Annotated in this window: 11 protein-coding genes; 8 read left to right on the top strand and 3 right to left on the bottom strand. The window is 68.5% G+C overall.

Annotated features, from left to right (window positions below; all coding sequences use genetic code 11):
* Positions 1 to 11: 11 nt before the first annotated feature.
* Genes AB0J91_RS05690 through AB0J91_RS05680 form a run of 3 tightly spaced genes read right to left on the bottom strand, consistent with a single transcriptional unit; the run spans position 12 to position 3001 of the window.
* On the bottom strand, positions 12 to 665 hold the full coding sequence (locus AB0J91_RS05690) for an RraA family protein (RefSeq protein ID WP_363864480.1): 654 nt from the start codon (positions 663 to 665) through the stop codon (positions 12 to 14).
* Positions 666 to 682: 17 nt separating this feature from the next.
* The gene (locus AB0J91_RS05685; protein WP_363864478.1) at positions 683 to 1678 is read right to left on the bottom strand and encodes an NAD(P)-dependent oxidoreductase; all 996 of its coding nucleotides are present in this window, start codon (positions 1676 to 1678) and stop codon (positions 683 to 685) included.
* The gene (locus tag AB0J91_RS05680; protein ID WP_363864476.1) at positions 1679 to 3001 is read right to left on the bottom strand and encodes an MFS transporter; all 1323 of its coding nucleotides are present in this window, start codon (positions 2999 to 3001) and stop codon (positions 1679 to 1681) included.
* Positions 3002 to 3185: 184 nt separating this feature from the next.
* On the opposite strand from AB0J91_RS05680, the gene AB0J91_RS05675 reads away from it, so the two are divergent.
* The 8 genes from AB0J91_RS05675 (at position 3186) to AB0J91_RS05640 (ending at position 12956) form a co-directional block, all read left to right on the top strand.
* Positions 3186 to 4745, top strand: coding sequence for an IclR family transcriptional regulator C-terminal domain-containing protein (locus AB0J91_RS05675; protein WP_363864474.1), 1560 nt, complete (start codon positions 3186 to 3188; stop codon positions 4743 to 4745).
* A 419-nt stretch (positions 4746 to 5164) separates the two neighbouring features.
* Entirely contained in the window at positions 5165 to 7099 is a 1935-nt protein-coding gene (locus AB0J91_RS05670; RefSeq protein WP_363864472.1) for an AMP-binding protein, read from the top strand.
* Positions 7096 to 8253 carry a thiolase family protein gene (locus tag AB0J91_RS05665; RefSeq protein WP_363864470.1) on the top strand — a complete coding sequence of 386 codons (1158 nt, stop codon included), beginning with the start codon at positions 7096 to 7098 and terminating at the stop codon, positions 8251 to 8253. Before AB0J91_RS05670 ends, AB0J91_RS05665 begins: the two co-directional genes overlap by 4 nt.
* Positions 8250 to 8657 (top strand): Zn-ribbon domain-containing OB-fold protein, encoded by a 408-nt coding sequence (locus AB0J91_RS05660; RefSeq protein ID WP_363864469.1) that lies wholly within the window; start codon positions 8250 to 8252, stop codon positions 8655 to 8657. The genes AB0J91_RS05665 and AB0J91_RS05660 overlap by 4 nt, the downstream gene beginning before the upstream one ends.
* 153 nt (positions 8658 to 8810) lie before the next feature.
* Complete coding sequence (locus AB0J91_RS05655) at positions 8811 to 10142, top strand: MFS transporter (RefSeq protein WP_363864467.1); 1332 nt, start codon at positions 8811 to 8813, stop codon at positions 10140 to 10142.
* A complete protein-coding gene (locus tag AB0J91_RS05650; RefSeq protein WP_363864465.1) occupies positions 10142 to 11359 on the top strand; it encodes an MFS transporter in 1218 nt (405 codons plus the stop codon). Before AB0J91_RS05655 ends, AB0J91_RS05650 begins: the two co-directional genes overlap by 1 nt.
* Complete coding sequence (locus tag AB0J91_RS05645) at positions 11356 to 11784, top strand: MaoC family dehydratase (RefSeq protein WP_363864463.1); 429 nt, start codon at positions 11356 to 11358, stop codon at positions 11782 to 11784. The genes AB0J91_RS05650 and AB0J91_RS05645 overlap by 4 nt, the downstream gene beginning before the upstream one ends.
* Positions 11781 to 12956 carry an acetyl-CoA C-acyltransferase gene (locus tag AB0J91_RS05640; protein ID WP_363864461.1) on the top strand — a complete coding sequence of 392 codons (1176 nt, stop codon included), beginning with the start codon at positions 11781 to 11783 and terminating at the stop codon, positions 12954 to 12956. The genes AB0J91_RS05645 and AB0J91_RS05640 overlap by 4 nt, the downstream gene beginning before the upstream one ends.
* Positions 12957 to 13092 lie beyond the last annotated feature (136 nt).

Here is a 13092-nt window from a genome sequence, read left to right as displayed (position 1 = left end):
GGCACGTGCGCTCAATGCGAGGTGTTGGTGCTGCGGGCGGCGGTGATCCGGTGGCGGAGTTGCTCTTCGTGTTCGATGACGTGCTCGACGCGGTCGGCTGCCCACGCGGCGCGGTCGGCAGGGACGATGGCCACGCCGTCGGCGTCGGTGACGACGACATCGCCCGCCGAGACGACCACGCCACCGACGGCGATGGGGGAGCCGACCGTGCCGGGTCCGTTCTTGAAGGGCCCTGCGGGGGTGACGGCGCGTGCGAAGACGACGAGGCCTTGAGCGGAGAGGGCTTCCACGTCGCGGACGGCGCCGTCGACGATGGCGCCGAGCACGCCGTGGTTGACCATGATCTCGCCGATGAGGTCGCCGATGACGGCGCGGGAGAGGTCGGCTTGGCCGTTGATGGCGAGGACGTCGCCGGGCTGTGCTTCGTCGAGGGCGCGGTGGATGGCGAGGTTGTCGCCGGCTCTGGTGTGGATGGGCAGAGCTGTGCCGACGAGCGAGGTCTTCTCGGAGTAGGCGCGGATGCCTCCGTCGAGGACCAGCATCCGTTGGAAGACGTCGCCGATGTTGGCTGCTGGTGCTTTGCCGAGTCGGTCGAGCAACTGGGGGTCGGGTCGGGCGTGCGGTTCGGCGACGGAGATGGTGTCGGTAGGGGCGTTGATGTACACGGGTGCTCCTCCGGAAGCTAGGCCGCGGTGCGGGCGGGCGCGACGACGGCGTTTTCAGGGGTGTCGCCGGCGAGGACCTGCTGGATGCAGTTGACGGCGGCGTGCCCGACCTTGCTGAGGGCTTCGTCTGTTTGGCCGCCGATGTGCGGGGTGACGATGAGGTTGTCCAGCTCATCGAGCGGAAGTTCGTTGTGCGGTAGGGGATCGCGCATCTCGGTGCTTTCGGCGTCGAGGACGTCGAGTCCGGCTCCACCGAGTCGGCCGGAGCGCAGGGCGGAGAGCAGCGCGTTCTCATCCACGAGGCCGCCTCGGGAGGTGTTGATGAGCAGCGCGCCGGGGCGCATCCGGTCGAACTGGGCGGATCCGATGATGTGACGGGTCGAGGGCACCAGCGGGGCGTGCAGGCTGAGCACGTCCGAGCCGCTGACCAGTTCGTCGAGATCCACGCGCCGGCCGCCGATCGCCGCGACCGTCGAGTCCTCGACAGCGGGATCGCTGACCAGCAGGTCCATCCCGAGTGCGCGCCCGATCTCGGCGACGTGACCGCCGATGTTGCCGAGTCCGAGCAACCCCAGCGTGCGGCCCTGGAGCTCGATGCCGGTCAGTTCGCTCTTGCCCTCCGTCCAGATGCCGTCACGGGTGCGGTTCGACCCCGCGGCAACCTTGCGAGCGAGGGTGAGAGTCAGAGCGAAGACGTGCTCGGCGACGGCACGGCTGTTGCCGCCGGGCGTGATGGTGACCCAGATGCCGTGCTCCCGGGCGGCGTCGAGGTCGACGTTGTTCGTCCCGACCCCGTGCCGGGCGATGATCCGAAGCTTGGGCGAGGCTTCGATCTTGTCGCGGCCGAAGTCCTCAGCCCGCAACAGCACGGCGTCGACGTCAGAGCTGACCGTCGCGTAGTCCACCGCGTCCGGGCCGTAACCCAGGTGAACGGTGTGCTCGGCGCGAAGGGCGGCGACGACCGAGTCGTGAACGGGGTCGGAGACGTAGATCGTTGGCACAGTGCTGCTCACCTATCGGTAGAGGTGCGTGACGTTCTCGGGGTTGCGGCGCACCGTTGCTGACACCGCCAGGCCCAGAGCACCGGCCAGCACCAGGATGAAAGCGGGGATGAGGTTGTTGCCGGTGGTGTCGATCAACCAGGTCGCGAGGTAGGGACCGCCACCGCCGCCGATGACGGCGCCGACGCTGTGGCCGAAGGCGACACCGGTGTGGCGCACCTGCACCGGGAAGAACTCCGGGATCGTCGTGTAGGTGCCCGCCTGGCAGAGCGCGTAGGGGATCATGCTCAACCCGAGTCCCAGCACGGCCATGCCGACCGATCCCAGACCGATCAGCATGAACGACGGGATGACGATCACGATGTAGGCGAGGTAGGACCACACCAGCAGGCGCTTGCCGCCGACGCGGGCGCCGACCTGCCCGGCGACCGGGATGAGCACGGCGGCGAGCAGCACGGCGACCAGGACGATCGTCGACGAGGCGGCCTTGGAGAAGTTCAGGACGTCGCTGAGGTAGACCGCGACGAAGACGGTGCCGACGTAGGTACCGATGTTCTGCACCAGGGCGATCGCAACGACCTTGATCAGCGCTGCTCGGTGACCGGCGAACAGCTCTCGGACCGGGCGGTGGTCGCTGTTGTGCTGCTTCGCGCTGTTCTCGACGTACTCGGGGCTGTCCTCGACCTTCAGGCGCGCCACCAGCACCAGCGCGCCCAGAGGGATCGCCAGCAGGAACGGCACTCGCCAACCCCAGTCGAGCATCACTTCGGCGGGAACGGTCGCGGCCACGAGGGCGGTCACACCGGCGGCCAGGCCCTTGCCGACGTTGCCGATGCTGGGAACGAAGGAGATGTAGAGCGAGCGACGTCGTTCAGGAGCCCACTCGCGGATGTAGGCGGCGGCGCCACCGATCTCCCCGCCGGTCGAAAAGCCCTGCAGCAGGCGCAGAGCGACCAGCAGAATGGGTGCCCAGATGCCGATCTGGGCGTAGCCGGGCAGGAGACCGGTCAGACCGGCGGCCAGGCCCATGCAGGTGATGCAGGCGATCAGGCTCTTGCGCCGCCCGACCTTGTCACCGAGCCGGCCGAAGTAGATCGCGCCGAGCGGTCGAACGAGGAACGCCGAGCCGAAGACCAGCAGCGTGCTCAGCAGGCCCAGGATCGGGTCCTCGCTGGGGAAGAACACCGTGGCCAGCGTGGCGGCCACGTAGCCGTACACGCTGAAGTCGTAGTACTCGACGAGCGTGCCGAACACCGCGGCCGCGGTGGCTCTCTTGGCCTTGCGCTCCCGCGTGGACGCGGAGTTCGCGTCGCCTTCGATTTCGGTCATGGACATGCCAGCTCCATTGCTGTAAAAAAATGGGACAGCGTCTCAGATGTGAGCTAGAGTGTTGGCTGCTGTCGACGTGTCTGTCAAGACATGGCGGATGACTCGCACGTCCGCGACAGCGCCAGACCGACGGAGGCAGGCGATTACGATGCAACGTGGACGGAGTTCGGTGGCGTCGGATCGAGGTGGGATGACGGGCGACGACGCCTACAGGAACGCGGGGCCCATCGCCGGCAACGACCGCATCGTGCGCATCCTGGATGCCCTGGCCACTCAGCAGTCGCCGAACGGGTGGGGCGTCCGCGAGCTCGCCGGTGCCATCGGCGAGACCCGCAGCACGGTCAACCGCCTGCTCCAAGGCATGGTCGAGCGCCGCTTGGCCGACGTCGACTCCACCGCCACCTACCGGACTGGTCCGCGACTTCGCGTCATCGCCGGACGCCTCCACGAGCGGTACCCGATCCTGAGCCAGGCTCCCGGTGTCATGGCCGAGCTCGCCGCCCGGTGCGAGGCCACGATCATGGTCGTCCTGCGGGGTCCGCAGCCGACCACGGGATTCCTGGCCGTTCTGCACGAACACGACGGTCCGGTCCGCTACCACCTCACTCCTGGCATGATCCTGCCGTTGCACGCCGGAGCCGCGGGCAAAGCGTTGCTCTCCAGCATCGGCCTCGACGTCCTCGATGGAGTCGAGCTGCAGCGTTTCGGCGAGGACACCATCGTCGACCGGGAACAACTCGCCGCGGACCTGGCCGAAGCCGAAACCGCCGGATATGTCACCAGCGTCGGGCAACACATCCCGCTCGCAGCCGGAGTCGCCGCACCGTTCCAGACCGCGATGGGGGAGACGGCGGCCGTGTCGGCCACGCGCCCCCGCTACAGCACGTCCGACGAGGACATCGCCAAGATCGGACCGCTCCTGCGCGACGCCGCCGCGGCACTCGGCGAGCTCAACGGCGTCGAGAAGCCTGAGCATCCCCGCTCGAACGGCCTCAACGGGTCGGACGAGGCCGATACGACCGCGCTCGGCAGGTTCGAACGCCTCCTCGCCATGCTCGCCGACAACCCTGGCGGGGTGTCGTCAGGCATCGGACTCCTCTCTCGCATCGGTGCCAGCCCTTCCACCGTCGCCCGCCTTCGCGCGACAGCGGAAACATCGGCGATTGCCAGAACCACCGACGAGGGCGATCTGGCCGCAGGCCCGCTGTTGCTCCGCTGGGCGGCGGCACTCGGACCACGGCCACCGCTGCCGGACCTGCTCACCGAGGACCTCACCCGACTCGCCGCCACAACCGGTGAGACCACCGCGCTCACGGTGTTCGACCGCGCCACCAACACCGCGGTCCTGACCACCGTCGTTCCGGGTCAGAACCCCGTCCACTACGGACTCGCCGCCGGCTCCCCGATCCCGCTGCACGCCGGCGCCGCGGGAAAAGCGATCCTCGCCCACTGCACCCCTGAGCTGATCGAGGAGCAAACGCTCGAACCCCTCACCGCCAACACGACGACGGAGCGAGACGAGCTGGAACGCGACCTCGCTCTTGTCCGCGATCGCGGTTGGGCCGAAGGCGACGGGGAGCGGATCCCCGACGCCTTCGGGATCGCAGCACCGTTTTTCGAGGACGCGCGCATCGCGGGCTCGGTGACGCTGACGATCCCGCGCTACCGCAAGGACGAACTCGACATCGCCGGACTCGGCACCACGCTCACGCAGGCCGCTGCTCGCATCACCAGACTGCTCACCCTCTGAGTCCAAGTGCCAGTTCCGAGGCTGGCAAGGGCAGTGTGCAGATCGACAGGGAAGTCAACGGCAGCCGACCTGGACCGCAGGCGGGGCAGATGAGCTCATCCTCGCCGAACCTGTGAATGGGCCAGGGGCTCGAATCAGCTACGGCCGATCCGTCGAAGCAGGGCGTGGCGATCCTGACGGCGCCCGGAGTCCGTTCTCGTCCGCCCATCTGCGGACGCACGCGCCGAACGTCACGTGGCTCACCGACATCACCGAGCACCGCACCGCGAATCCACCAGATTTGCGTTTTCGGCAACAGCAACGGGCTGAACTTCTCGGATCGCCGCACAGACGTCGACCGATCGGTGGCTCTACGGTCACTTCAGCCGGCTCGGCATGGACCGGTTACCGCAGGTCAGCGAAGTCTTTCGGAGGTTCACGTGGCCGGTTTGCCCGTGTGGGTGCCCGACGAGAAGACGGTGGCGCGAAGCCGGTTGGGCGAGTTCCTCGCCGCCACCGGATGCGCCAGTCCGCAACTGCTCGACCGCAAGGCCCGCGAGAACCCCGGCTGGTTCTGGGGCGAGGCCGCATCCTGGCTCGGTCTGGACTGGCAGCGAGAGCCGAACGCCGTCGTCGAGAATCTCGACGAGCCGCAATGCGCCCGCTGGTTTCCCGGTGGCGAGCTCAACTTGGCCGACAACGCCGTGGACCGCTGGGTCCGCCGTGGGCGCGGCGGGGAGCCGGCACTGCGCTGGGAATCCGAGAACGGCGAACGCGGTTGCCTGACCTTCGCCGAGCTGGCTGTCGAGGTCGACCGAGTCGCGAGAGGTCTGCTGGAGTGCGGCGTCTCCTTCGGAGACAGGGTGGGCATTCAGCTGCCGATGGTTCGAGAGGCCGCGGTCGCGTCGCTCGCTTGCGCGAAGATCGGCGCCATCTCGGTGCTGCTGTTCTCCGGCTTCGGAGAGGCGGCCGTGGCGCAGCGACTTGGCGATTCGGGGGCGGTGGCGCTCATCTGCGCCGACGGCTTCCCCCGCAGGGGCAAGATCGTTCCGCTGCGCGAGGTGATCGCGAAGGTCGCCGAGCGCACGCCGAGTCTGCGCACGTGCGTGGTCGTTGCTCTCGGCGATGCCGACGTGCCGGGACCACGGTTGCCCGGCGAGGTCGCGTGGGCCGCGCTCGGCTCCGGTCCGCATTCCGGGGCGTTGGAGGCGGCCCGCTGCCCGAGCACGCATCCGCTGATGATCGCCTACACCTCGGGTACGACCGGGGCGCCGAAGGGCATCACGCTCGGGCACGCCGGCTTCGCGATCAAGGCGGGCACCGACGTGGCGTGGTGCTTCGACGCCGGCGAGGGCGACGTGTGCACGTGGGTCACCGACCCGGGCTGGATCATGAGTCCGATCACCGTCTTCGGTGGGTTGATCGCCGGAAGTGCTGTCGCTGTGTACGGGGGTGGCGTCGACTACCCCGACCACGGGCGCGTGTGGCGGTTCGCCGAGGCCGCCGGGGTCACCATGCTGGGTGTGTCGCCGACCCTGGTGCGGACGCTGGCCCGGGGCGGCGAGGCGGCGGTGCCGGATGAACCTTCGACGATTCGCGTCCTGGCCTCGAGCGGCGAGCCGTGGACTCCGGATGCCTTCTCCTGGTTGTTCGACCGGGTTGGCAGGGGGCGCATTCCGATCATCAACTACTCCGGTGGTACCGAGGTCTCCGGTGCCATTCTGAGCAACACCACGCTGCAACCGATCGTGCCGTGCGCCTTCGCTGGCCCGGTTCCGGGCATGGGTGCTCAGGTGGCCGATGCCGACGGCGCGCCCGTCACCGGCGCGGTCGGGGAGCTCGTGCTGCGCAGCCCTTCGCCCGGTATGCCGTTGGGTTTCTGGGGAGAGCCCGGGCGTTACGAGAGGACCTACTGGTCGCAGTGGCCGGGGACCTGGCTGCACGGGGACTTCGCGGAAGTCGACGACGGGGTGTGGTTCATCCACGGGCGCAGCGACGACACCATGAACGTCGCGGGCAAGCGACTCGGCCCTGCCGAGATCGAGCAGGTGGTCGGTGAGCATCCCGGCGTGGGCGAGTCCGCGGCGTTCGGCACGCCCGACCCGGTGAAGGGCGAGCGGGTCGTGGTGTTCGTCGTGCCCGCCGCGCAGGCACAACGGGACGGGCTGGCGGACGAGGTCACCGGGCTCGTTCGCCAGCGGCTGGGCGCGGCTCTGAGCCCGCATTCCGTGCACGTGGTGCCGAGCTTGCCGCGAACCCGCAGTGGCAAGATCCTTCGTCGCGTGATTCGCGCCGTGTACTTGGGCAATTCACCTGGTGATCTGTCCTCGCTGGACAACCCGGAGTCGATCGACGCTGTGAAGGAGGTCCGATGAGCTTGCGAGGAGCTGCCGCGGTGATCGGCGCGGCCGAGATCCCACCACGCCGCACCACCCCTGGTATGACCACATTGGACATGATCGCGGAGACGGCGGCGAAAGCAGTCGCCGATGCCGGCATCGAGCCGGGAGAGGTCGACGGATTGCTCGTCGGCCCACAGGTGGGGGAGACCCCGCAACACGTGCCCGCCACTGTCGCCGAGTACCTCGGACTGGAACCGGCTCATGCCGATCTGGTCGATCTCGGTGGCGCCACCGGCACCGGGATGGTGTGGCGCGCAGCCGCGGCGATCGCGGGCGGTCTGTGTGAAACCGCGCTGTGCGTCCTGGGAAACGTGCGCACGGAGGTGGCACCCCGCTCGCCCAATCGCAACCCGATCCGCGAGTTCGACGTGCCCTACGGCGGCAGCGGTGCCAACCAGGCCTACGCCATGGTCGCCACCCGGCACATGGCCGATTTCGGCACCACGCCCGAGCAACTGGCGCACATCCCGGTGTTCGAACGGCGCAACGCGCAACTCAACCCGGAGGCGGTGTTCCACGGCGATCCCATCACGGTCGAGGACGTGCTCGCCTCCCCTCTGGTGGTGTCGCCACTGCGGTTGTTGGAGGTGGTGATGCCGTGCGGCGGCGGGGCCGCAGTCGTGGTCACCTCGCCCGAGCGGGCACGAAAGGCCCGCAACCGTCCGGTGTGGTTGCGCGGAGCGGGGGAGAAGGTCACGCATCGCGCGCTGAGCCAGGCGCCCGAGCTGACCACCTCGCCGCTCGCCGCCGCGATCGCCGACGCGTACGCCATGGCTTCGATCGGCCCGCACGATCTGGACCTGCTGTCGCTGTACGACTGCTACTCGATCATGCTGGCCGTCAGCTTCGAGGACGCCGGTCTGTGCAAGAAGGGCGAGGTCGGCCCGTGGCTCGCGGACCAGGACTTCTCACATTCCGGCAATCTGCCGTGCAACCCCCACGGCGGTCAGCTCGCGTGCGGGCAGGCCGACCTGGCCGGAGGCATGGCCCACGTGGTGGAGGCGGTTCGGCAACTACGCGGCACGGCCGTGGGCAGGCAGGTCCGTGATCCAGAGCTCGCGCTCGTCACCGGCAACGGCGCGACGATGAGCGAAGAGGTCGCCCTGGTGCTGGAGGCCGCGACATGAGCATCGCCAAGCCGACGCCGACCCCGGTCCCGTTGACCGAGCCGTTCTGGGCAGCGGCGCGCAGGGGCGAACTGCTGCTCCAACGTTGCCGAAAGTGCGGCCACCACCAGCACTACCCCCGCGTTCTCTGCACGCGGTGCTGGCACCGCGAGCACGAGTGGGTGCCGTCGTCCGGGAGAGGTCGCGTGTGGACGTTCACGGTGGTGCACCGGCCTGGGCATCCCGCGTGGGACACCGAAGTGCCCTACGTGCTGGCCATCGTCGAGCTGGATGAGGGCCCACGCCTGCTGACCAACGTCATCGGGATCGAGCCCGCCGAGGTGGCCGTCGACCTTCGCGTGACCGCGAGGTTCGCCGAGGACGAGGACGCTCCGCTCGTCCAATTCGAACCGGCCGTGAGCTAAGAGCTGTTCAGGACATCAGGAGCGGCTTACGGAGTCCACGGAACCGCTCAGGTTCTGCTACCCGCACCGCTGTGCAATGCAATTCCTCAACAGTTCCAAGCCGGATTCCTCACCGAGACAAGTCATCACGAGCTTCACAACGAGGTGATGTTCATGAGTTCGACAGTCACGACCAGCGTTGCCACGCGCGGGATGTCACCGCGCAAGGTCGCTGTAGCCAGCTTCATCGGCACCGCGATCGAGTGGTACGACTTCTACCTCTACGGCACGGCCGCAGCGCTGGTGTTCAGCAAGCTGTTCTTCCCGTCGTTCTCGCCGCTGGCCGGAACGCTGCTGGCACTGTCCACCTACACGGTCGGGTTCGTCGCTCGCCCGCTCGGCGGCATCATCATGGGGCACTTCGGCGACCGGTTGGGCCGCAAGTCGATGCTGGTGCTCTCCCTGCTGATGATGGGCATCGCTACGGCCCTCATCGGCGTGCTGCCCACCTTCGCGGTCGCCGGAATATGGGCTCCTGTGCTCCTCGTCGTGCTGCGAGTGGTTCAGGGCTTCGGAGTCGGAGGCGAGTGGGGAGGCGCCGTGCTGATGGCGGTGGAGCACGCTCCGCCGCGGTCCAAGGGCTTCTTCGGCGCGTGGCCGCAGGTCGGTGTTCCTGCGGGCCTCCTGCTCGCCAACAGCGTGTTCATGGTGATGACCTCCGCACTTGGCGAGGAAGCGTTCCTGCAGTGGGGTTGGCGCATTCCGTTCCTGCTCTCGGCCGTGCTGGTGCTGGTCGGCCTGTTCATCCGGTTGCAGGTGGAAGAATCGCCCACGTTCCAGGACGTGGTGAACTCGGGTGAGGTCGACCGGCATCCGTTCGTGACGCTGCTGCGCACCCAGTGGCGCAGCGTGCTGCTGGCCGCGGGCATCAAGCTGTCGCAGAACTCGATCTTCTACATCTTCACCGTGTTCGTGCTGACCTATGCCACGACGGTGCTCGGGCTCGACCAGTCGGTCGCGCTCACCGGCGTCCTCATCAGCTCGGCGCTGAGCCTGTTCAGCCTGCTGTTCTTCGGCTGGCTTTCCGACCGCTACGGCAGACGGCGGGTGTACCTGGCAGGCGCGGTGCTTTCGGCGCTGTTCACGTTCCCGTACTTCTGGATGTTGGACACCCGCTCGGCAATGATGATCTGGTTGGCGATGGTCATCGGGATGGTCGCCCACGACATGATGTACGGACCGCAGGCCGCGTACTTCAGCGAGCTGTTCGACGCGCGGGTGCGCTACAGCGGAGCCTCGCTGGGCTATCAGGTGTCCTCGCTGATCGCGGGTGGGCTCTCACCGCTCATCGCCGTGGCCCTGCTGGGAGTCGCGGGCAACCACCACTGGCCGATCGCGGCTTACATGGTCGTGGTCGGCGTGATCAGCATCGTGACGCTGGCAGTCGGCCCGGAGACGCACCGCGGTGACAGCCGCGGCCCACGAGGGGTGGACGGGACGCGTTGATGGCACGTGACCACCGGTACGCCCAGCTCGGCTTGATCGCTGCGATGCAGGTGCTCGGCCTGGCGGTGTGGTTCTCCGCATCCGCCGTCGTGCCGGCGCTGCGAGAGGTGTGGCGCATCAGTGATCTCCAGGCCGTGTGGCTCACCGCTTCGGTTCAGGTCGGTTTCGTCGCCGGTGCGGTCTTGTCGGCGGCGGTGAACCTGCCCGACCGGTTCGCTCCGCAGCGGGTGGTCGCGTGCTCGGCGCTGGGTGCTGCGGTGTTGACGGCCGCAGTTCCGGTGCTGGCCGATGGCTTCGGGGTGGCGGTGGTGTTGCGGTTGGGTACGGGGTTCTTCCTGGCCGGTGTGTACCCGGTGGGGATGAAGCTGATGGCTTCGTGGTTCGGTTCTGCCGGCCGGGGGTTGGCGTTGGGCGTGCTGGTCGGGGCGCTCACTCTCGGCTCGGCGTTGCCGCAGCTGCTCAAGGGTCTGGGCACGCTGCCGTGGCAGGGCGTGCTCGGCGCCGCAGCCGCCCTCGGGGCGGTCGCTGCGGTGATCGCGCAAACGCTGGTACGGCCGGGGCCCCATCTTTCCGGAGGCGGATCCGGGCACCGGCCGCGCTACGCGCTGGAGATGTTCACCGAGCGCGGGCCGCTTCTGGCGAACCTGGGCTACTTCGGGCACATGTGGGAGCTGTACGCCCTGTGGACCTGGCTGCCCTCGTTCGTGGCGGCCGGCGCAGCGGTCGCCGACACGACCGTGGGGTGGGTGTCGTTCGCGGCGATCGGTGTGGCCGGTGTGGCGGGCTGCCTGCTCGGCGGCTGGGCCGCCGACCGATGTGGCCGGGCGCCTGCCGCAGGTGCGGCGCTGGTGGTCAGCGGTGCGTGTTGCGTGCTCTCGCCGTTGTTCTACGGGGCGGCGCTGCCGGTGCTCGTGGCGTTGTTGGTGGTGTGGGGCGCAGCGGTCATCGCCGACTCGGGGGTGTTCTCGACGTCGCTGAGCGAGGTCGCGGATTCGCGTTACGTCGGTACAGCGTTGACCGCGCAGACGGCGATCGGTTTCCTGCTGACCGTCATCACGATCAACCTCGTCCCCGCGCTGGCCGACCTGGTCGGCTGGCGCTACGCCTTCCTGGTGCTCGCTCCAGGTCCCTTGGTAGGGGCGTTGGCCATGCGCGCACTCGGTAGCCGGGCGGAACGCGCCGTCCGGAACGACCAACCGATTGGAGACGTCTCATGACCTCGTGCTGGCCCAGCGGAGCACCATCCGTCGGCGAGACCGCCGAGCTGAGCAGGCTCGTGACGAAGCGGGACATCGAACTGTTCACCGAGATCAGCGGTGACCGCAACCCGCTGCACTACGACTCCGAGGCGGCTGCGGGCTCCCGATTCGGCGAGATCGTGGTGCAGGGCGGCATCACGAGCGCGATCCTCAACGCGGTCGTCGCCGAGAAGTTGCCGGGCCCCGGGACGGTCTTCCTGAACACCCACTTCGACTTCTCCGCGCCGGTACGGCCCGGCGACATCATCACCGGCAGGGTCGAGGTCACCGAGGCTCGAGAGGACAAGCCCATCGCGAAGCTCAAGGTGAGCGTCACTCGGGACGACGAAACGGTCGCCTTGTCCGGAACCGCTGTCTGCTACACGATGACCACGGGGAAGTGAGCACCGTGAACTCCCAGGACGATCGGCTGCCGGTGCTCGCATCTGCGGCCCGCACTCCCATCGGCAAGTTCGGCGGCGCGCTAGCCGGAACTGAGGCAATCGATCTCGGGGCCACGGCGGTGGCGGGCGCACTCGCACGGATCGAGGGTGTCACACCGGATTACGTGTTCCTCGGAAATGTCGTGCAAGCGGCCAACGGCCAAAACCCGGCGCGGCTCGCCGCGGCGCGCGCCGGTGTGCCGATCACGGTCCCGGCGATCACGCTCAACGACGTCTGCCTGGCCAGCATGAGCGCCGTGGGTTGGGCTGCCGCGCAGATCCGCGTGGGAGAGATCGCCTCAGCGGTCGTGGGCGGTTTTGACTCGATGACCAGGGCCCCGCACGCCATGCTGGTCCGGAACGCCGCGAAGATCGGCGATGCCGAACTGATCGACCTTCTCGTCCACGATGGACTGTGGTGCGGCCTTGCCGGGACGGGCATGGGCGAGCTCTCCGACGCCGAGAACGCCCGCCTCGGGATCAGCCGAGCTGAACAGGACCAGTTCGCTGCGCGCAGTCATCGGCGTGCGGCGGAGGCGACCGAGCGGGGCCTGCTCGCAGAGGAGATCGTGCCGGTCACCGGTGTGCCGCTGGCGGTCGACGAGGGCATCCGGCCGGAAAGCACGGCCGAGTCGCTCGCACGGCTGCGTCCAGCGTTCACCGAGTCCGGCACCATCACTGCGGCCAATGCCTCCCAGATGTCCGACGCGGGCTCCGCCGGTGTGCTCACGTCATTGCGCATCGCGCGGGAACGCGGCCTCAGCGGGCTGGTCGAAGTCGTGGACCGGGCGGTCGTCGCCGGTCCGGACCCGACTCTGCACCTGAGGCCGGCCGACGCCGTTGGCATGCTGCTCGAGCGCAACCGGCTCGCGGTGAGCGACATCGACCTCTGGGAGATCAACGAGGCCTTCGCCGGCGTCGTGCTCGCCAGCGCCCAGAAGCTCGGGATCGATCTCGACGCGGTCAACGTCAACGGCGGAGCGATCGGGCTCGGTCATCCGCTCGGCGCCTCCGGTTTCCGGCTCGTGCAGACATTGGCCGCGCAGATGCCGCGCGTGAACGCCGAATACGGCGTGGCGGCCATCTGCGGCGGTGGTGGTCAGGGGCAGGCTGTGCTGTTGCGCAGGCTGTAGCGCTCTTGCGCCGGTCTTGCTGCGGCAGAGCCGACCCGGGCTCTGCTCTGCCGCGGCGAGCGGCACCTTTGATCGAGCAGTGAACTGCGGTGAGGCGCCGAGAGGCCACACGCTCGTGGCGATCCCAATCCGGCAC

Origin of the sequence: Saccharopolyspora sp. NPDC049357 (genome assembly GCF_040677225.1) — a bacterium.
Classification (GTDB): Bacteria; Actinomycetota; Actinomycetes; order Mycobacteriales; family Pseudonocardiaceae; genus Saccharopolyspora.
This window is presented reverse-complemented; position numbering and strand designations above follow the sequence as displayed.